Source organism: Acinetobacter lwoffii (assembly GCF_015602705.1).
In the GTDB taxonomy this organism is placed as follows: Bacteria; Pseudomonadota; Gammaproteobacteria; order Pseudomonadales; family Moraxellaceae; genus Acinetobacter; species Acinetobacter lwoffii_E.
Map to the genome: position 1 here is coordinate 2,032,270 of NZ_CP059081.1, position 18,954 is coordinate 2,051,223.

Annotated in this window: 21 protein-coding genes and 1 other RNA gene; 7 read left to right on the top strand and 15 right to left on the bottom strand. The window is 43.8% G+C overall.

Annotation, left to right across the window (positions count from 1 at the left end):
• Positions 1-102 precede the first annotated feature (102 nt).
• From dnaQ to nudC, 3 genes are all read left to right on the top strand, one after another.
• Positions 103-1,491, top strand: a complete 1,389-nt coding sequence (gene dnaQ / locus H0S56_RS09815; RefSeq protein ID WP_195724953.1) for a DNA polymerase III subunit epsilon — start codon at positions 103-105, stop codon at positions 1,489-1,491.
• Positions 1,492-1,616: 125 nt separating this feature from the next.
• Complete coding sequence (locus tag H0S56_RS09820) at positions 1,617-3,260, top strand: chemotaxis protein (RefSeq protein WP_195724954.1); 1,644 nt, start codon at positions 1,617-1,619, stop codon at positions 3,258-3,260.
• Positions 3,260-4,036, top strand: a complete 777-nt coding sequence (nudC, locus tag H0S56_RS09825) for an NAD(+) diphosphatase (protein WP_195724955.1) — start codon at positions 3,260-3,262, stop codon at positions 4,034-4,036. Before H0S56_RS09820 ends, nudC begins: the two co-directional genes overlap by 1 nt.
• Before the next feature lie 104 nt (positions 4,037-4,140).
• On the opposite strand, the gene H0S56_RS09830 is transcribed toward nudC, so the two are convergent.
• From H0S56_RS09830 to H0S56_RS09845, 4 genes are all read right to left on the bottom strand, one after another.
• The gene (locus H0S56_RS09830) at positions 4,141-5,022 is read right to left on the bottom strand and encodes an alpha/beta hydrolase (protein ID WP_195724956.1); all 882 of its coding nucleotides are present in this window, start codon (positions 5,020-5,022) and stop codon (positions 4,141-4,143) included.
• The gene (locus tag H0S56_RS09835; RefSeq protein ID WP_195724957.1) at positions 5,012-5,698 is read right to left on the bottom strand and encodes a BON domain-containing protein; all 687 of its coding nucleotides are present in this window, start codon (positions 5,696-5,698) and stop codon (positions 5,012-5,014) included. Before H0S56_RS09835 ends, H0S56_RS09830 begins: the two co-directional genes overlap by 11 nt.
• Before the next feature lie 133 nt (positions 5,699-5,831).
• Positions 5,832-6,248 carry a YraN family protein gene (locus H0S56_RS09840; RefSeq protein WP_195724958.1) on the bottom strand — a complete coding sequence of 139 codons (417 nt, stop codon included), beginning with the start codon at positions 6,246-6,248 and terminating at the stop codon, positions 5,832-5,834.
• Positions 6,249-6,259: 11 nt separating this feature from the next.
• Positions 6,260-7,219, bottom strand: a complete 960-nt coding sequence (locus H0S56_RS09845; protein WP_195724959.1) for a penicillin-binding protein activator — start codon at positions 7,217-7,219, stop codon at positions 6,260-6,262.
• Between the two features lie 10 nt (positions 7,220-7,229).
• Between H0S56_RS09845 and rsmI the strand changes: the two genes are divergently transcribed.
• Positions 7,230-8,072, top strand: a complete 843-nt coding sequence (gene rsmI, locus H0S56_RS09850) for a 16S rRNA (cytidine(1402)-2'-O)-methyltransferase (RefSeq protein WP_195724960.1) — start codon at positions 7,230-7,232, stop codon at positions 8,070-8,072.
• Between the two features lie 89 nt (positions 8,073-8,161).
• Here rsmI and H0S56_RS09855 read toward each other — a convergent pair whose 3' ends face one another.
• From H0S56_RS09855 to H0S56_RS09885, 8 genes are all read right to left on the bottom strand, one after another.
• Entirely contained in the window at positions 8,162-8,416 is a 255-nt protein-coding gene (locus H0S56_RS09855) for a hypothetical protein (protein ID WP_005246889.1), read from the bottom strand.
• A 174-nt stretch (positions 8,417-8,590) separates the two neighbouring features.
• The gene (locus H0S56_RS09860) at positions 8,591-9,838 is read right to left on the bottom strand and encodes an FAD-dependent monooxygenase (protein WP_195724961.1); all 1,248 of its coding nucleotides are present in this window, start codon (positions 9,836-9,838) and stop codon (positions 8,591-8,593) included.
• A complete protein-coding gene (gene ubiH, locus H0S56_RS09865) occupies positions 9,835-11,043 on the bottom strand; it encodes a 2-octaprenyl-6-methoxyphenyl hydroxylase (RefSeq protein ID WP_195724962.1) in 1,209 nt (402 codons plus the stop codon). The genes H0S56_RS09860 and ubiH overlap by 4 nt, the downstream gene beginning before the upstream one ends.
• 105 nt (positions 11,044-11,148) lie before the next feature.
• A complete protein-coding gene (locus H0S56_RS14445) occupies positions 11,149-11,277 on the bottom strand; it encodes a hypothetical protein (protein ID WP_257229609.1) in 129 nt (42 codons plus the stop codon).
• A gap of 60 nt (positions 11,278-11,337) precedes the next feature.
• On the bottom strand, positions 11,338-11,718 hold the full coding sequence (locus tag H0S56_RS09870; protein WP_227554883.1) for a GNAT family N-acetyltransferase: 381 nt from the start codon (positions 11,716-11,718) through the stop codon (positions 11,338-11,340).
• Between the two features lie 526 nt (positions 11,719-12,244).
• A complete protein-coding gene (locus H0S56_RS09875) occupies positions 12,245-12,484 on the bottom strand; it encodes a DUF378 domain-containing protein (protein WP_004279510.1) in 240 nt (79 codons plus the stop codon).
• Between the two features lie 292 nt (positions 12,485-12,776).
• Positions 12,777-14,111: a Xaa-Pro aminopeptidase gene (gene pepP / locus H0S56_RS09880; RefSeq protein ID WP_195724963.1), complete on the bottom strand. Its 1,335-nt coding sequence runs from the start codon at positions 14,109-14,111 to the stop codon at positions 12,777-12,779.
• Positions 14,112-14,240: 129 nt separating this feature from the next.
• The gene (locus H0S56_RS09885; RefSeq protein ID WP_184412547.1) at positions 14,241-14,873 is read right to left on the bottom strand and encodes a UPF0149 family protein; all 633 of its coding nucleotides are present in this window, start codon (positions 14,871-14,873) and stop codon (positions 14,241-14,243) included.
• Positions 14,874-14,937: 64 nt separating this feature from the next.
• Between H0S56_RS09885 and H0S56_RS09890 the strand changes: the two genes are divergently transcribed.
• The 3 genes from H0S56_RS09890 (at position 14,938) to ssrS (ending at position 16,060) form a co-directional block, all read left to right on the top strand.
• On the top strand, positions 14,938-15,495 hold the full coding sequence (locus tag H0S56_RS09890; protein WP_004279506.1) for a hypothetical protein: 558 nt from the start codon (positions 14,938-14,940) through the stop codon (positions 15,493-15,495).
• Complete coding sequence (locus H0S56_RS09895; protein WP_004279505.1) at positions 15,492-15,779, top strand: cell division protein ZapA; 288 nt, start codon at positions 15,492-15,494, stop codon at positions 15,777-15,779. The genes H0S56_RS09890 and H0S56_RS09895 overlap by 4 nt, the downstream gene beginning before the upstream one ends.
• A gap of 97 nt (positions 15,780-15,876) precedes the next feature.
• Positions 15,877-16,060, top strand: a non-coding RNA gene (gene ssrS / locus H0S56_RS09900) — 6S RNA.
• Between the two features lie 208 nt (positions 16,061-16,268).
• On the opposite strand, the gene H0S56_RS09905 is transcribed toward ssrS, so the two are convergent.
• The 3 genes from H0S56_RS09905 to H0S56_RS09915 all read right to left on the bottom strand — a co-directional run bounded on the left by H0S56_RS09905 (position 16,269) and on the right by H0S56_RS09915 (position 18,947).
• Positions 16,269-16,430 (bottom strand): YqaE/Pmp3 family membrane protein, encoded by a 162-nt coding sequence (locus H0S56_RS09905; RefSeq protein WP_195724964.1) that lies wholly within the window; start codon positions 16,428-16,430, stop codon positions 16,269-16,271.
• Between the two features lie 307 nt (positions 16,431-16,737).
• A complete protein-coding gene (locus tag H0S56_RS09910) occupies positions 16,738-18,024 on the bottom strand; it encodes a PQQ-dependent sugar dehydrogenase (protein ID WP_406935374.1) in 1,287 nt (428 codons plus the stop codon).
• Positions 18,025-18,239: 215 nt separating this feature from the next.
• Entirely contained in the window at positions 18,240-18,947 is a 708-nt protein-coding gene (locus H0S56_RS09915) for a GntR family transcriptional regulator (protein ID WP_138742665.1), read from the bottom strand.
• Between the last annotated feature and the right edge of the window lie 7 nt (positions 18,948-18,954).

Sequence of the window (18,954 nt, forward strand, 5' to 3'; positions counted from 1 at the left end):
TGTTACAAGAAATTAAAAAATCCCGGACATATAGATTGATCGACTGCATTTGCGCTATACAATAAGCCTTCCAGCTTGTTCTATTTTGATCGGATTTAATCTATGTCACACACTATCACACTTTATGTTGATGGCGCCTGTCGCGGCAACCCGGGTTTAGGCGGCTGGGGTGCGTACATTGTTAATGGCCAACAAGAACACAAAATTTATGGCGGTGAAGATCATACTACCAATAACCGCATGGAACTGACGGCTGCGATTGAAGGGATTCTGTTCTGTGACAAGCAAGACAAACTGGTGATCTATACCGATTCCAAGTACGTCAAACAAGGCATTACCGAATGGATTCATGGCTGGAAAAAGAAAAACTGGAAAGATGTCAAAAATCCGGATCTTTGGCAAAAACTCGATGAAGTCTGTCAGGGACGTGAGATCGAATGGCACTGGGTCAAAGGTCATGCTGGACATCCGGGCAATGAAATGGCCGATCAGCTGGCCAACCTGGGTGCTGATGAAACCCTGAAAAAATCCAAGCAAAGCCCTTCAATGTCTGAAGATAAAAAAAAATCTGAACCCGACTGGTTGCTAGATGATCCTTTCGGCCTGGATCTGGCCGAGAGCGAAGAAGAAGAGCTGGAAGAACTGCCCGAAACCATCATTGAAGTGATGGTTGAAGAAATTGTACAGACTGAAGTTTTAGCAACGGACAGCAATGAAGATGCTTCATCTTCAGAATCATCTGCCTCGACTGAGCTACATCCGCAAATTGTCATTACACCAGCAAAGCTACAGCTGCATGGCCCACGACAACTGATTCTGGATACCGAAACCACCGGTTTTTATTATCAGGATGGTGACCGGATTATTGAAGTTGGCGCGCTAGAAATGATTAACCGCAAACTGACCGGCAGCTCGATTCATATCTATATCAATCCGAAAACACCGGTCGGTGATTCTGTCAATGTCCACGGGATCACCGACGAATTCCTGCAAGACAAACCGCTGTTTGAAGAAATTTCTCAAGTGCTGTTTGACTATTTACACGGCGCGGAAATTATTGCGCATAACGCGACCTTCGATATGAACTTTCTGGATATGGAATTCAAACGCGCAGGTTTTAAAACGCTCTCCGAAGTCTGTGACGTCACCGATACCCTGGCACTGGCCAAGTCCAAGCATCCCGGTCAGAAAAACTCGCTAGATGCCTTAGTGCGCCGTTACGAGATTCCACAACGCGACCGTACTTTCCACGGTGCCTTGCTTGATGCGGAAATCCTGTCGGATGTTTATCTGGCGATGACCGGTGGACAGGTGTCTTTTGATATCGATGCCCTGTCTCAGTCTGAAGACCAGAACAGCCGCTCAGGGATGGCCAGAGTTGAAATTGAATTACCGGTAATTCTTCCGTCAGAACAGGAACTGCAAGAACATGAGAATTGGGTCAAACAATTCGAAGAAAAACATGGAACTGCTTGCCTTTTCGCGAAATAAAATCTACATTTCCGGGGATACTTTAGGTTTAAAACTATCGTTCTTCAGTTATAGTAAATACAAAGAGGCCCCGTAGTTTAAAGTGGGGCTCATATATAGATAATACTCCAGGAAAGGTGCAGATCATGTCTTACCAAACCTCTATACATTTTGATCCAACAGCTTTACTGATAATAAAAAATGAGGTTGATAACTCGATCAAGTTAGTCGAATCAGCAGTAAGCACCTTGGTAGAAGACCAGACTTTACCTTTTGGTATTGATGATGCATTAAATCAGTTCGAACAATGCGCCCAGGTTCTGGCACTCATCGACATGTCCAGTCTGGCAAAAGTCGCTCAATATTCAGCAGAACTGATGCGCAAGATTATGGGGAATCCGGCGCAGGTCAATACTCAAGAAGTGATCGCCTTGAGTGAAGGCACCACTATGCTGAAACGCTATATCGAATTCATCTGTCTGCGTGAAGTGAAAATTCCACAGTTTTTGCTGGATACCCTGAACCGTCTGGAACTGGCTTTGGGTAAGCCACTGACGACTGAAGGCCAGCATGTAGAAGGTTTATTGGATTGCGTCACCCCTGATTTTTCGTTGCCACAGGCACCAAGTCTGGAAAAATCCCAATATGTACATCGCCTGTATAAGCTGTCACTAAACAAGCTGATCAATCAGGAAGAAAGTGAACTGGATTTGCAAGCCATCAAACTGGTGGGGGCTTATCTGGCAGGACTTGCAGAACAACATGACAGCAAGCAGTACTGGAATCTGGTATATGTCGCGTTAAACAATATTGAGCACCTGCTGATTAATGAACCACGTCTACGCACACTGGTGAGCATTGAACGCAACATGGCACAATATTTTAGCTCAGCAGACAGCTTCAAGGCTTCGTTGTCAGATTTAGCTAATATTCTTAGCCTGTGTATCAGTCAGGAAGATGAAACTGCGCAATCTATCCGTAGCCAGCTCAATGTTGGCGATGACCTACTGACCGATATGCAATTACAGGTCTTCAGTCGCCACCTGTATGGTCCTGACTTTGAAACCATGCATACCATCAGCGAGTTGGTGACCACGGAAATGGCACAGATTCGTAATGACATCGAGTTCAACTATCAGAATATGACGCCTGAAAAGACTCAGGAATTACAGGCTCAACTGAATAGTTTGGCCAATATCTTCAAGGTGTTGAACCTGAATGAAGCCTATCATGACCTGACCCGTCAGGCTGCTTCACTGAGCCAGCCCGAGATTATGCAGGATGCCAGCTTTGCCCAGCAGTTGATGAATGTCATTCTGTCTGCCATGAACTCGATTGGCGTACTGGAACGTCATCACACTTCGAGCCGCTTGCAGCTGCGCGTCAACAACATGAATATTTCTCTGGACCGTCTGGATGAAGCACACGCTGCTTTACTCACAGAAACCAAGGCCCTGATCGAGCTTTCTAGCCAGATTCTCAGCAATTACCTGCAAGATCATGACTTGACTGCCCTCGAACCTGTTCCTGTACAGTTTTGCGAGATTGGCGGCGCGATGCTGTTCCTGAATGCAGAACATGTTCGTACTGCGTTCACCACCACTGCAGAATTCATCAAGAACCGTATTGATCTGTCGATTGCATTAAGTCGGGAAGAAATTCATCGTGCTTTAGACACCCTGGCCAGTGCCGACATGATGATTGATAACTTAAAGAACAAACAGCCTGTATTACAGGCGATGTTTCAGGTAGCATTGGACAGTAGTGAGAAACTCAAAATAGTTGCCTAATGTCCAAATTATCACTTGCTTATATTTTTCAACAACAGCAACTGCTGGTCGATCAACACTTTCAACTTCCACGGGTTGAAGCCTTAGCAAGTGATTTGCTACTCCACACGGGTGATCAGGTGATTGCCCGTGATCTTCTTCCCGATGAGCCAATTCCTGCAGGCTTGCAACTGGTTCCCATCCGTCAGCTGTTACAGTTCTGGAATACCCAGCAATTTGAACAGGCCAGTCGTGCGGTGCAGCTTTTAGAATGGCGTCGTAACCATAAATTCTGTAGTCATTGCGGCACAGCGACTGAAGCGCATGCTGTTGAATATGCCATGGTCTGCCCATCCTGCAACTATCGTCAATATCCACGGGTACAGCCTTGCGTAATTACCGTTATTACCAAAGGCAAAGACAAGATTTTGCTGGCCAAAAATGCGCGCAATACCAAAAGCCAGATGTATGGACTGATTGCCGGTTTCGTTGAAGTGGGTGAAACGCTGGAAGACGCAGTACGTCGTGAAACGCTGGAAGAAGTCGGTTTGCAACTCAAGAATATTCAGTATCTGGCCAGCCAGCCCTGGCCTTTCCCAAGCAACCTGATGATTGCCTTCAAGGCAGAATATGCTGGCGGTGAGCTACAGCTGCAGGAAGAGGAAATTAGCGATGCGCAATTCTTTAAATTCGATCAGCTGCCGGAAATTCCGTTTAAAGGCAGTATTGCCCATGCCATGATCATGCATGTCACTCAAGGTACGGCAGTCGCAGACGACACCAAGACCTGGCTATAAATCTGCACTCGAAAGATTTAGCTTAACGGCTTAAAAAAGAATCCAGTGGGTGATCTCCCCTGGATTCTTTTTTATCTATTGCTTGGTTAAACCAAATATCAGTCTCAGGATTTAAATGCATCCTCGAGCGCCCAAAGCACCTGTGCCTTGGTCTGGAAAAACCGGCTAAACAAACTGGAGAGTGAACCCACAATCGTAATATGACCAAGTTTCGGAATTTGAATCAGATGGCTATGATTGCCCTTCTCTTTCAGTACACGGTCCAAATCCTGGCTATTGAAATGCCCAACAATCTTGTCTTTTTCGGCAATAAACAGATAATGCCGGATTGAGCTATTTTTAACAAAATAATAAGGCATCACCTGCTGATAAGGCACCGCCTGATCAAATGCATCGGCACAGATCGGATCATTTTTGTAATCAAAATGATAAGGCCCCGCCAGACCAATAATCGCCCGAATTTGACCGTGGTCAATACTGGCAGATTGCGGATGGTACAAGGCAGACATGACATTAAAGGCCCCGGCAGAATGTCCCATCAGGACCAGATTATCAGCACAGATCTGCAAGTGCTTAGCCGACTGCTGCAAATGATTCAGTAACAAATGCAGATCATGAATATAAGTTGGGAAAATATGTTGTGGTGCCAGATGATAATTCATTACCACCACGTCATAACCTTCTTTGGCAAAAGCCTCGCCAATAAACTGATAATCCTTTTTATCGCCATGTAACCAGGCACCGCCATGCACAAAAACAATCAGGGGACGATGGAGCAAAGGCTGCTGACTCCGAAACAGGTCAAAGCGTTGCCGGGATTTCAGGCCATAGGCCAATTGGGTTTCGACCGTATAACCCCGTTTCGGGGTTAAACGATTTAAAGCATAACTGCCAAAATCGTATAACCGGAAATCTTGATAGTGTTGTTGAAACTGCAAAATACGCTGTGAGAGCTGGGTTTTAAACTGGCCGACCTTATGGTTCATAGGTCGGTTCAACCGTATCAGGATCAATGGCAACCGGCGTCTGTTCAATACCCGGCTGCGCATATGCCGGTGCGGCAAAATTCTGATTGGCCAGACTTGAGGATTGCTCAACATTATCGATCAAGGTCACAATTTTGGTGACATTACCCACCTGTTGTAGCACCTGATTCAGGTCAGCAATCTCGGCACCGTTTAAACGCCCCATTACATACAATACGCCATCTTCAGTATGCACATGCACCTTGCTATCCGCCACCACAGTCGCTTTCATGATCAAGCCACGGGTATTTGCAGTCACTGCAGTATCCTGCATGATGGTGCTATAGCTGATCTGATTGCCTACAGTAATAAAATTATGTACCGCTTTGACATCACTCATGGATTTGACATTGTCTTCAGCCAGTTGCTTTAAATGGGCATCCGGCACCTGACCGGTCAATAAGACATTGCCATGAAAACTTTCAATATTGACCCGGGCCTGCTTAAAGCGCGAATCCAATTTATAAAGATTAATTTTTGCAGTACGGACAATTGAGGAATCAATAAATACCTGCCCCAAGGTACGCGCCCCACTTTCAGTTCCTACAGGAGCCGTACCTGTGCCGCTGGAAATAAAACTGGCACAACCTGATAAACTTGCGACACACAGCATTGTTATTGCAATACGCTTAACCACTCAGCAAGACTCCTTCATTTTATTACGTCTTTTTCAATCTAATAATCTGTTTTCAAGCTCAGATCATGTCAATTCTGCTTGAACTTTACAATGATCTTGAAGCAAATATAAGCATCTTTAGACCTTATTTTGTTCAAAGGTTAATAAACTCTTGATCAAAAGTAAAAGCATTTTCAATCCATTCCAGATCATAAGGGTATTGCGAAAAGTCATGCTGTATGGTTTTTGCAAATTGCTGTTTAAAATCAAAACAAATCACGTCAAAACGATAGTAATAGTGTGCAAGTTGTGGATTTTTCTGAATAAAGCACATCGCAGTCTTGAGCATCTTTCCCTGTTTTGCTCTGGAAATAGACTCGATCGCTTGCGCATATCGGGTTTGCGCACGTGCTTTGACTTCCACAAAGACCAGTTCCTGATCACGCACCAGAATCAGATCCAGCTCGCCATAGCGACTGTGATAATTGGCTGCCAGGAACTGAAATCCATGGTTTTGCATCAATTGGGCCGCTTGCTGCTCCGCCCATGCACCTAATTGCTGTCGTAGCATTCCTCTTTCTCTCATAACAGCTTGACACCTGTGCCACTGTACTGGAAACATTGTGGACTGCGCTGAATGCTGTCTTCACTGATCTGTATCCGGCCAGTTCTACCCTGAAATTCAATATTCTGTGAACGCGGTTGTGACAGGTACTGCTGGGTGATCTGCCAGGCATCGCCACCGAAGGCAATCAGCCGCTGATAGGACATATCCACCGGCTCTTTGACATAAGCCTGCAGAACATCCGGCCAGTCAGCCAGATAAAGTACCGGAACATCACAGAACTTGATCCCTTGTGGCAGCTTGTGCTGCTCGCTGATCGCATTGGCTACGGTATACATCCGTTTACGGCTTAATTCCGGTATAGTAGCCAGCCCTTCTGCATTGCCGAGGAATAACAGCCCCTGCTTCGGCATTAAAAAAATGGGCGCCTTGTTCACGATCTTAAATTTCAGATCACTCTGACTGAACAATGACATCAGCAACAGTTCATGCTCAGCTTCACTGCCCGGCTGGCGTAAAATCAGCAGCTGTTGAATTCCATCTTTGTGCAATAAGGTTTTTAAGGCAGCAGCATCTTCTTTTTTGGACAGGCTGAATTGCCAGACTTGCGGTGATGACCCTGCTACATCATTCAGGCTGAGGGTACGTACTTTAGGTTTGCTCTTGAGTAGTTGTTCCACATCGCTACGTGCCAATGGACCCACCACCATTTTGGTCTTTTTATTGACATGCTGTTTCAGTAGTTGGGAGATATTTTTCTGATTGGAATTGACCCATTTCAGTGAAACTTTTTGTCCTGACGTCGCATAGGCACTGAGAAATCCCTGTTTGATACTCGATGCAGCTCGCGCCAAAGGTCCGGATTCGGGTAGAATAATCAACACTTCTGCTTGTACGCTGCTGATGTAGCTGACTAAACACAAGCCCAATATTTTATTTTTAATCTTCCATTTTTTATTATTCAATTTATTCCACATGGAGAAACCTATGAGTGCTCAGTTATTTGTTGTTGCGACTCCAATCGGGCACTTAGATGATATTAGTTATCGTGCAATTCAGGTGTTGAAGTCGGTGAGTCTTATTGCTGCTGAGGATACACGAACTTCAGCACAGTTGCTTAAACACTTTAATATTCAAACACCTCTGACCGCTTGCCATGAACATAATGAAAGCAACAAGATTGATCAACTAATCCAGCGCCTACTCAATGGCGAAGATATGGCCCTGATCAGTGATGCTGGTACTCCCCTGATCAGCGACCCTGGTTTTAAATTTGTCCGTGCTGCACAAGCGCATAATATTCGCGTGATTCCTGTACCTGGTGCTTGTGCGGCTATTGCTGCCTTAAGTGCAGTCGGCTTGCCGAGTGACCGTTTCAGTTTTGAAGGTTTTCTGCCATCCAGACAAAGTCAGCGCCTACAGAATCTGGAAAAACTGAAAGATGAAACCCAGACTTTAATTTTCTATGAAGCACCGCACCGGATTCTGGAGTCCGTTAAAGATATGGCCAGCGTTTTCGGAGCAGATCGCCCGGTCGGTTTTGCGCGTGAGATTACCAAGACTTTTGAAACTATCAAGAAAATGACCTTAGGTGAGCTGGTCGAATTCATTGCCAATGATCACAATCAGCAAAAAGGCGAAATTGTTTTGGTGATTGGTGGTGCCATCGAAGAAAAAGATCTGGATCAGGAAAAACTGGATAAATTATTGAACCGTTTGTTACAGGACCTTTCGGTCAAAGCAGCATCACAGTTGGCAGCAGATTTAACAGGTATCAAAAAGAAAGTCGCTTATCAACGTGCTTTAGAACTGACTTCGGCAAACGATTAATGTTCTAGATTTTCTATCACGTTTTGATTTGCAAAAAAAACACCACAATTGATGTGGTGTTTTTTATAAGAGGCAAGTCAATCAATAACTTATTCTTTGGCTACTGATTCATCTGCTGGGACTTCAACAATACGACCACCATTGGCAAGGAAAGCCGCAATTTCATCTTCAAGTGCCTGACGTTTCTTTAACTTTGCAGTGACGGTCAAGGTTTCAGCTTCTGCAAGATCGGTATCATTCACGACCTCTGTGCTATCTGCTGCGCCTTTTTCAGCTGCTTTTGCTTCATCATCGTCAACGATTGAATCTTCAACGTCGTCATCATAATCATTCATGTCTGTCATTTGCATCTCCCCAAAAATGGCGCTTGCTTGGTATTCCAAGCCAGGTGTCGAATTAAGTGAAATTTAGCAATCTCTTTGGGCTTCGCCTAGTACCAAACATCAAAAAATCGTATCTTTTTTAAACAAAATCGTTACTCTTTATTGGTGTTTGTTTAAAAAATTTACATTTCTGTCTTAAGCTGCGTAGCGTGTGTCTTTAAGTAAACTCAGACCGTTGGCCTGCGCCATAAATGCATCTTTCAACATGGGCTGATTTTCTACCTGTTTCAGGCCGAAATTGCGTGCCCAAACCATCGGGAAGAATAATGTAGTTTCCATCCAGCCAATCGCCGACATGCTGTGCATCATGGCATCGTTCTGACCTTTACGGCGATGCTCATAGCGTTTCAGGGTCTGCTCATGTGCCCATACGCCACGCGCATGATCATGCAGCAAAACATCACAGAGCACCGCAGCATCCAGACAGCCAATATTTACCCCTTGACCTGCTAGTGGATGAATGACATGTGCAGCATCTCCAATCAGGGCTAAACCATCTTGGACATATTGTTGGGCAGCGCGGGCTTTTAAAGGGAAAGTGGCACGTGGCGTGGCCTCTAAGACTTCACCCAGCATATGCTGGCTCTCACGGGTTAATAGCTGGGTAAATTCAGCATCTGGCAACGCTGCGTATTCTTCTGCATAATCATCTGGCAAAGTCCAGACAATCGATTGCCAGTGTCCCTGCTCTTCCTGATTAAGGCTGGCCATAGGTAAAAAAGCCAATGGACCGGTTTCAAGAAAAATCTGACGTGCCATATGCTGATGAGGCTGTGCAGTTTTAATGGCACAACTGATGCCTGCCTGTTTATAGTCCAGTACATCAATATCGATGAACGCTTGCTCACGGACAAAGGAATTGGCCCCATCTGCGCCGATCACCAGTTTAGTTTGGAGTTGTGTACCATCAGCCAGATGAATGATCCATACACCGACGCCACGTTCGATGCGGCTGACTTTGACCTGTGTTCTATAATCTTGAATATCTTCAAGCATCTTTTGCTGAATGGCCAGATTCAGAATGCTTGGCTCCACCATTGAACCCAAGGCCTGTTCTACCGAGGGCGTTTTTTCTGAAGACTGGCCAAAATTAATTTCGCCATAGCCATTCTTATTCCAGACCTGCATGCCGGTATAAGGCTGCTGACGTGCTAAATTTTCCCAGACACCCACCGTTTTTAGTAGATGAATGGTTGCCTGACTTAGGGCCAGTACACGCGGATTGGCCACATGCAAAGTTTTATCTGCATCCAGAATTGGCGCTGCATCCAGAACTGTAGGCTGCACGCCACCTTGAGCTAACAGAAGCGCTGTAAGTCCACCAACCAGCCCACCACCAATAACGACGACGTCTAATATTTCGTTAGTTTGATTTAAGCTCATGCTTTTAACCCCATGGCATAATTTGCAACCAGTGGCTTGATGCCAGGAATCGTATCAAAAGCGATTAAACCCGTATTACGAATCAGCTTTAAAAATGGATTCTGGTTACTAAAGCCCCGCACCACTGAATCACAGAACTTGATTACACGCTGCTGGTCACTAAGACGGGATTTTTCATAGTCTTGCAATATTGCCGCATCGCCCAAGTCTGCGCCTTGTGCCTGCTGCTCTTTCAGGTAACGCACCAATACATGCGCATCACGCATACACAGATTAAATCCTTGGCCAGCCACCGGATGGATCGTATGTGCTGCATTGCCCATCAACACGACACGGCTAACAGCCTGTTTTTCGGCTAACACTTGAGACAATGGAAAACTGAACCGTTTTCCGGTTTTCTGAAATTTTCCGGCACGATCGCCATACGTTTCCTGCAAGGCATCCAGAAAATGCTGGTCATTTTCATCTCCCAACCATTCTCCTTCAGTACCTTTTTTCACAGGCCAGACCACTGAACGGCGATACTCACCCGGTAAGGGCAACAGTGCCAAAGGGCCCAGATGGCTGAAACGCTCAAAGCCCACATGACCATGTGGCTTCGATGTTTGTACTGTGGTCACAATTGCAACTTGATCATAATCGTGTTCTGACGCACCAATACCCAAGGCTTTACGGCAGAAAGAATCCCGTCCATCGGCGGCAATAACCAGTTTGGACTGTAATTTTAGTGATGATTCACCGCGCTGAGCTTCGATATAAGCAAAGTCTGTACCTTGGATAAGGGATGTCACTTGAACACCATCAATCAGTTCAATTAATGGCTCTTTTTTGACTTGGGTCAGCAGTACACGACCGAGCCAGGCATTTTCAATGACCTGACCAAAGCTTTCAACTTTTTCCTGCTCGGCTTTCAGTCGTGCCTTACCAAAACTGCCCTGTTCGGTAATATTCACTTCCAGAATTGGGGTAGCATGTTCTTGCAAGGCATTCCAAAGTCCAAGCTCCTGATAGATCTGCACGCTACGGCGTGACAAGGCACTGTTACGTGCATCAAAACTGGAATGATATGGCGCAAGATTTTCATCATCATAATTTGGGTATTTGATCGCTTCTAAAAGTTTGACTGCAATATTGGTTTTCGCCAACATCAGTGCGAGGCTTAAACCCACCATCCCACCACCGACAATGATGACTTCTTGTTGCATGCTTACTTCCTTATCTGTTTATTCGCATCTATGGCGAATTACATAAAACGTATACTGGTTTTATCTTACCTCAAGGCTTTAAATTTTTATAATGATTCGTTTTATTTAGTTTTCTTCATGATGATCCAGCCTATATTGAAAAACCAAGACATCGCGCTTTTCAGTACCCAACTTCGGCAATACAGTATAGGCATTGATCCGTTCAACGATTTCAAACCCTGTCTTTAACAGCACTTGGTGTGCCTGTATATGTTCTGCATCGCAGAAAGTATCCAGTGATTTAAGTGTAAGATATTATTTAAAATAATGAATCACCGCTTTCATCGCCTCAAGCATATAGCCCTGCCCCTGAAATCGAGGACCAAGTCCGAAATGAATTTCAAAGCTGTTATTTTGCTGTTGAATGATCGTTAGTAATCCGATTGCCAGATGACTTTTTCGCTCAACAATCACCCATGAAAATCCTTCACTCGGTTGCTGCCAATAGCTTAACGCCCATTTCTGCAACATCTGTTGAGTTTGATTGACTGTTGTATGCACCCGTCGTTGTAAATATTTTGATGCTTCAACGTTGCCACAATATTCTTGGAATAATGAGATTTCATCTCCAACTTTATATGCTCTTAACTCCAACCGAGTTGTCTTTAATTCAGCAACTAAAATATTTATACTCACTTTTATCAACTCGGCATTAAAAAACGGAATGTTGTAATTTCATTTGGCACTTGTACGATTCGATCGCAAACCTAGTCAAATTGGTATAACTCGATCTACTCGCTTCGCACAATTTTGAATACATACTGATGCTGGTAAATCCTGAATGATACAATTGTGAATCAAGCCATTTATAAATGAGCTGATATTCACTTTCAGTAGCAGGAGGCCCATTTACAATCACTATTCTTTTCTTATTTTAAGATAATTGTATAAATATAACTCGATCTTTGAGCTAACAGATATTTTAAAAAAATTTATCCAACCATGTACAATCTAATCTTATTTGTATGATAGTGATCATCAATCTTTAGCTAGGCATTGTTGTAGATCTGGGGATGGTTCTATTAATAACGTATAAACACCTAATAAAAAACCCCGGAAATCTACCGAGGTTTCTTCATCTTCCACACTATTTCTATCCTCTCGGCAAGTTACTCGAAGACATGAATCCTATCTTGCAAGAAACTCGCCCAAGAAGATTAGCTTAACGCACAATATTGGTATGATGATCTGTGTGGTGTACTGTTTTACCCAACTTCGTTCCTGTATAAATCAGGTACAATGCCGACAAACCAACCAATACATAAACAATTCGAGATAAGGCGCTCATATCACCAAAGATTGCAGCGACCAAATTAAAATCGAATGCACCAATTAAACCCCAATTAATGCCACCAATGATTGTTAAAGCATAAGCAATCCAGTCAATCGTATTTAATCTCATAAGTGTTCTCCTGCTCTTATTTAAGTTTATTTAAGGATCAGAGAAAGTATGAGAATCTCAGCCCATTTAATATGTAGCTTTGATGCTAAAAACGGATTTTCTGTGTTGACTTCCTGTCAATTTTTAAGCTGTAAATTTTACTTAGGTGAGTTTTATTTGACTTGTTCGATATAAACGTAAGCTAAGTCACTTTTTGATCGATTCGATATAGCTAGGAATTCTTGTTTAAAACGGCATAGAAATGTCATAAAAAAAGCCGATTTCGCGACCGGCTTTCTGTATTTTTCTTAGATTAGGCAGCGCGGGCTTTCGCCATTAATGCCTCAATCTCTTCTACCGTTTTGACGACTTTCGCGGTTAAAACTAGCGGGCCATTTGCAGTGGCCACCACATCATCTTCAATCCTAATGCCAATTCCACGCCATTTAGCATCTACTGTTTCATCATCAGGCGCGATATAAAGACCCGGCTCAACGGTCACGACCATACCCTCTTCATACGAGCGCCATTCACCGTCCACCTTATAAGCACCGACATCATGCACATCCATACCGAGCCAATGTCCCGTACCATGCATGTAGAACTGACGAAAAGCTTCTTTTTCTATAATCTCGTCGATATTACCCTGCATCAAGCCAAGATCGAGCAAACCCTGCACCAAAATACGCACTGCAACATTGTGAGGTTCTTTATACGAGTTACCAATTTGCACGGCATTGATCGCAGCGATTTGAGCATCCAGTACTACGTTATATAAGGCTTTCTGTTCCGGACTGAATTTACCATTTACCGGAAAGGTACGGGTAATGTCTGAAGCATAAAGCTGATATTCAGCTGCAGCATCAATCAGGACTAAATCGCCATCTTTCAGTTCTTTGTCATTTTCTACATAGTGCAGGATGCAGGCATTCTCACCACCACCGACAATACTGTTGTAGGCCGGAACACCGCCATTTTTGCCAAAGATATAATTCAGCTCGGCTTCCAGCGCATATTCCATCATGCCCGGACGTATTGCTAGCATCGCTTGAGTATGTGCATCAGCAGAAATATCAGAAGCAATCTGCATCAATTCAATTTCATTTGCATCTTTATGCAGACGCATTTCATCGACAATACGGTCCAGCTGAATTATTTGCGCTGGCGCAGAAGTCCCACGACGGCTTTCACCACTTGCAGTCGCAATCCATTTGGCGACACGCGCATCAAACTCTGCATGCTGTCCAATGCGATAAAATAACTGATCTTTATTTTGTAACTTTTCTAAGATTTCTTCATCCAGCAGATCAATCGCATAGGCTTCATCTGCATCATAATCCTGAATAGCCCCATCAATACCCGCGCGGTAGCCATTCCAGATTTCCATTTCACGGTTGCGTTCACGACAGAACAAACTGTAGCTATAGCCTTCTTCTTCAGTGTCAAAGGTTTCAATCACAGCCACAGCTTCAGGTTCCGCGAATCCGGTTAAATAGAAGAAACTACTGTCTGCACGGTATTTATAATCTGCATCACGGTTACGCATAGCTACCGGACTGGTCGCGATAATAGCGATACTGCGTAAACCGATTTCCCCTGCGAGGATTGCGCGACGCTCCTCAAAAACTGCCTGTGTCAATTTCTTCATTACACCTTACTTCTTATCGATCAATACTTGTATTTAGAATATAGTCTTGAAATCAGACTATAGATTTCACTGTAAACAGCAAAATATATGCCTGATTTCAAGCAGGTGATGACTCACCTCAGCATTTCATCAGCTTGGACGTTTAGGCGAGAAAATCTCGACTACACTTTGCGCTTCTGTAGTAGCGACTTTAGGCTGATTTTTTTGACTAAATTGCTGTAAGAGTGGCGTTTCTTCAACTTCGACCTTTTTACGCCCTAAAGACAGACTGACAGGAATCAGACGCACAAATTCGTACAATTCCTGATAGCTTTCTTCACCTTCAGCATCATCGTCTGAGTCTTCAAATTCAACTGCGGCTACATCTTGTAAATGTTCAATCAGCTCAACTTCATCCTGACGGATATGTCCTGAAGCCAGTCCGAAACCTAAGACCACGCCTGCACACCAGTCCGCCAGAGCCTGTACGCGTTCTGAAAGCACATGCTCATCATCAGGCAGCAAAGGTAAATAATCCAGCTCATCTTCAGACAATGCATGGAACACATCTTCAGCTTCGCCCGCCAACAACTCTAATGCTTCGGCATCCAGTTCAGGTACATCCAGTGTTTCTAAAATCTGTAACCACTCTTCACTGCTTGGCGCCTGGGTGACACAAACAATGCCAGTCAGCAAACCATGTAGTTCGCTAGGGCTAGAAATTTCCTCAATTGAAGAAAAATTGCGGTGCCATTCGGTCCAACCTGAAATATCGTCTTGCATTCGTTTATCCAATCTTTATACTGCTTATATATTACCTTTGTTTGCAACACTGTGCGACCTCGATATGTTAGAAGAATTACAGCGTCTACAAGTGCAGATCGGCGTGTTAAAAACGCGACTTGCACGGCTTGAAAGTGAAAATTCCAGTTTGCGCGAAGAGCAAGACTCTTCAATGATGCAACATCAACAGCAAATTGAACAAAAGAACAGCGTGATTGCGCAAAAACAACAAGAAAATGAAAATCTGACTGAACAGCTGACGGATTCTCGTGCCCAATTTCAACTGCTCAATAATGATGCAACTGCACTGGCAGACCGTTATGGCCGTCTGGAAAAAAGCTGTACCGATCTGAAAAACCGTTTTCAGGAAATTCTGGCTGAACGAAATGAGCTGCGCGTAGTTAAGGAAAAGATGATCCTTGAACAGCGTCATGCCCAGCAGGAAATTCAGCGTCTGACTCAGGAATCTGAACGCTTAACCCAGAAAAATGAAAATGCCAAAGCCAAGGTTGAAGCGATTATTCAACGTCTGGCGATTCTCGGTACTGCGCAGGATCATCACGCACAGGAAATTCAACAACTGGCCCATCCGACTGAAGCGACTGAGGAAGCCTCATCATGAGTGAACAAATTGCAATTGATCTCAGAGTATTGGGGCATAGTTTCCGTCTGGCCTCTACTCCTGACAAGCAGGAAGAATTAGAGCGCGCAGCACAGTTATTGAATGACAAATATGATGAATTTCGCCGTAAAGCGCCACGCATGGAACCTAGTAAGCTGATTATTATGGTGGCACTTGAGCTGATGCAGGAGGTTTTGAATATGAATAGATCACTGCAACAATATGCGCATTGCGAGCGTTTGTTACAAACTATTTTAGAAGAAGTTGAAGAACTGACTGAATAATCTCGAATTCTGTTTAAACTTCGGACATTCGACCGAACTGTTTACAGTTCATGAACAGCATAGAGTTGCCACACCGGGATTATTGTTTATAATTAACTTAACTCTGAGGTGTTCGCCAGCGGGTCTATTCCCCTGCCGATACTAACACTTATGGGTGTGTTCTGTATATTTAGAGTGTATGCCCATCTCCGTATGGGAAACCCAGCAATTATACGTCGCATCCTCCTTGAACTCATCGGGTTCAGGGTAACGACACATGCAGCGGCATCTTCGGAGTACTTCAATTTCGTTTTCAAAATATAATTATAATTTTTCCTGAATTTCCTCTTATTTTAATTTTGTAGTATTTCTCTCGAACATTCCTCTACATTCATTTTATTGATGTATTCATCATCTGGAATGAAAAAAAATCTTTAGCTATAAAAAAGATAGGGCTTTAATTACTTCCGTCAAAATCAAACAATCTTTCAGTAACTTATTTTCCTATTTTCAGGCTATTTTATCCCGATATAAAGTATGCATGGCCCAGATTGCAGCAGGAATCCAGCCTAAAATCGAAATCTGAAGCATTAAGCATACTGTGGCTTCGGCTGGTCGATGAAGGGCCATAAATAATGACCAAGGGAAAATAAATGCAACAATTGATTTCATTCTTAAAACCCTCTTTTTTTGCAACGTTCTAACTTTTATATCCAGTTTTTATTGGCACTTAAAACTAGCACTTAGATTTAGATATTTTTAATAGGATCAGCAGAATCTCTGTACATGCTGTAATCACGCGTAAAAATATCCTGAAAGCCTAATTCAGCCAGCTTAAATGAAGCTTAAAAATTATTTTAAATCCGCTAGCCTTTGCATATTTTCAATCAAAATATTGACGTTTGAATGAAACAGTCTTTGCTTTAACTTTTACTTTCCACAGATTCAGATCCGAATAAAATCCTGAATCCCTAAACCTTTATTTACTTACTGCAGCTGGTGTACACAAGGGTGATACTCGCCAAATCACATCACCGACATCATCAGCAACCAAAATGGCACCTGAAGAATCTACCGCCACACCGACCGGTCGCCCATATGCATCGCCCTGATCACTTAAAAATCCAGTCAAGACATCTTGAGGTGGGCCCATCGGTTGTCCATTTTGAAAGGGAATAAAAATCACTTTATAGCCACTGTGCGGTTTGCGGTTCCATGAACCATGCTGGCCAATCAGCGCACCGTTTCGATATTGAGGCATCAGATCTGCCTTATAGAAGGCCAAGCCCAATGACGCAGTATGATTGCCCAATGCATAATCCGGTAGAATTGCCCGCGCAACTTGCGCAGGGTTTTGCGGTTTGACCCGCGTATCTACATGTTGGCCATAATAACTATAGGGCCAGCCATAAAAAGCGCCTTCTTTGACAGAGGTCAGATAATCAGGAACCAGATCATTGCCGAGCTCATCACGTTCATTCACCACCGTCCAAAGTGTGCCGCTCTGGGGTTGCCAATCCATGCCATTCGGATTACGCAGTCCGGTAGCAAAAGGTCGTACTTGAGCACTGGTGATGTCAAATTCCATGATCAGTGCTCGGCCCTGCTCTTGCTCTAAGCCATTTTCAGCTACATTACTGTTGGAACCCACTGTGATATAAAGTTTATTGCCTGCAGGATTGGCAATGACATTTTTGGTCCAGTGATGGTTTAAACGGCCTGCCGGTAAATCCAGCACCTTGGTACCGGCTGCTGTGATTTGAGTCATCCCGTTATGATAAGGAAAGCGCATCAGCGCATCAGTATTGGCTACATACAATGTATTACCAATCAGCGCCATGCCAAATGGAGAATTGAGATTCTGTAAAAATACGGTTTTTTGTTCAGCTACCCCATCTCCATTGCTATCGCGAAGCAGACTGATGCGGTTGGTACTGGGATGCGATGAGCCGGCACGTTGCATCACCCATTTCATAATTTTGCCTTTGATCCCTTTGCTGTCATCGGGCTTGGGCGGTGCATCGGTTTCGGCCACCAGTACATCACCATTCGGCAATACATACAGCCAGCGCGGATGTCGCAGTCCTTTGGCAAAGGCCTGAACTTTTAAACCTGTCGCTGGTGTCGGCATTTTACCTTCAGGCCAACCTTTAGCAGGTGCAATATTGACCGTAGGCAGCAAGCTTGATTTTGGTTTGGGCAAATGTGGCTGGGAACCATAACTGTCATTGATAGGCGACTTGGAAGGCATGGCACATCCAGTCATGGTTAGGAGAAGTGCACAGCTAGCACCCGTAAGTAAAAATTGAATAGGCTGATGAAGCATTTTTATCTCTTGTTATTATCATCCTCGACTTACTTTAAAAAACAATTTGAGATGTCACTAGCGGGTTCTTGTTTTTTCTGGTTATGAATTGGTTATCAATTTTGAGTTAAGTCTGATATTTATCTTGCTATAAAAATAAATTTATCCTGACTAACTTACGCAGGACGGCAGGACAACATTTCCAAAGTAATTTTTTTTACCTCATTACGGCTGTGTCGAATATGAGCCTCTAATATAGAAAGACAAGCGACTGCATCTTGGGCAAGCAGCGCCTTTAAAATTTGTTGATGCTCGGCATAGGTCGCTGTAACCCGATAATCCTTGGAAAAATCCAGACGACGTATGATCCGAATTTTCTCGCTGATCTCACTGTGAATTTTCGCTATTTCTGCATTGCCGGCTGCAAATACTAAATGACAATGAAATGCTTCATCTTGTGCAGATAGCTGCCTGAGATCATAAACATACTGTTCTGGTTGAACACACCAGGTTTGAATCAAAATTTCTAGAGCAGCTTTCAACTGGTCTTTGGGCATCTGACACAGTTGCTCGACTGCATAACATTCCAGCAAAATTCGCAGATCATACAGTTCTTCATAAGCTTTAAAATTTAGTGGCCGGACCTGCCAGCCACTTCTAAACTGCACCTCGACATAGCCTTCCTGCTGCAAACGATATAAGGCTTGCCGAATGGGGGTACGGCTTACGGCATAGCTTTCAGCAATCTCTGATTCGGTAAACCGCTCTCCCGGCATCAGCTTAAAGTCAAAAATATCATTTTTAATTTTCTGGAAAACCAGCTCAGACAGATTGTCTGAGCTTTTTCCGGTCGCTTTAGTACTTGGATTGCGAACAATAGTCATGGCTCAC

Coding starts and splice junctions, on each gene's coding strand:
- H0S56_RS09915 (WP_138742665.1), bottom strand. CDS start 18,947: ATGACTATTGTTCGCAATCCAAGTACTAAAGCGACCGGAAAAAGCTCA.
- nudC (WP_195724955.1), top strand. CDS start 3,260: ATGTCCAAATTATCACTTGCTTATATTTTTCAACAACAGCAACTGCTG.
- ubiH (WP_195724962.1), bottom strand. CDS start 11,043: ATGCAACAAGAAGTCATCATTGTCGGTGGTGGGATGGTGGGTTTAAGC.
- H0S56_RS09905 (WP_195724964.1), bottom strand. CDS start 16,430: ATGAAATCAATTGTTGCATTTATTTTCCCTTGGTCATTATTTATGGCC.
- H0S56_RS09885 (WP_184412547.1), bottom strand. CDS start 14,873: ATGCAAGACGATATTTCAGGTTGGACCGAATGGCACCGCAATTTTTCT.
- rsmI (WP_195724960.1), top strand. CDS start 7,230: ATGAGTGCTCAGTTATTTGTTGTTGCGACTCCAATCGGGCACTTAGAT.
- H0S56_RS09840 (WP_195724958.1), bottom strand. CDS start 6,248: ATGCTACGACAGCAATTAGGTGCATGGGCGGAGCAGCAAGCGGCCCAA.
- H0S56_RS09855 (WP_005246889.1), bottom strand. CDS start 8,416: ATGACAGACATGAATGATTATGATGACGACGTTGAAGATTCAATCGTT.
- H0S56_RS09875 (WP_004279510.1), bottom strand. CDS start 12,484: ATGAGATTAAATACGATTGACTGGATTGCTTATGCTTTAACAATCATT.
- H0S56_RS09845 (WP_195724959.1), bottom strand. CDS start 7,219: ATGTGGAATAAATTGAATAATAAAAAATGGAAGATTAAAAATAAAATA.
- H0S56_RS09890 (WP_004279506.1), top strand. CDS start 14,938: ATGTTAGAAGAATTACAGCGTCTACAAGTGCAGATCGGCGTGTTAAAA.
- H0S56_RS09910 (WP_406935374.1), bottom strand. CDS start 18,024: ATGACTGGATGTGCCATGCCTTCCAAGTCGCCTATCAATGACAGTTAT.
- H0S56_RS09820 (WP_195724954.1), top strand. CDS start 1,617: ATGTCTTACCAAACCTCTATACATTTTGATCCAACAGCTTTACTGATA.
- dnaQ (WP_195724953.1), top strand. CDS start 103: ATGTCACACACTATCACACTTTATGTTGATGGCGCCTGTCGCGGCAAC.
- pepP (WP_195724963.1), bottom strand. CDS start 14,111: ATGAAGAAATTGACACAGGCAGTTTTTGAGGAGCGTCGCGCAATCCTC.
- H0S56_RS09830 (WP_195724956.1), bottom strand. CDS start 5,022: ATGAACCATAAGGTCGGCCAGTTTAAAACCCAGCTCTCACAGCGTATT.
- H0S56_RS09860 (WP_195724961.1), bottom strand. CDS start 9,838: ATGAGCTTAAATCAAACTAACGAAATATTAGACGTCGTCGTTATTGGT.
- H0S56_RS09895 (WP_004279505.1), top strand. CDS start 15,492: ATGAGTGAACAAATTGCAATTGATCTCAGAGTATTGGGGCATAGTTTC.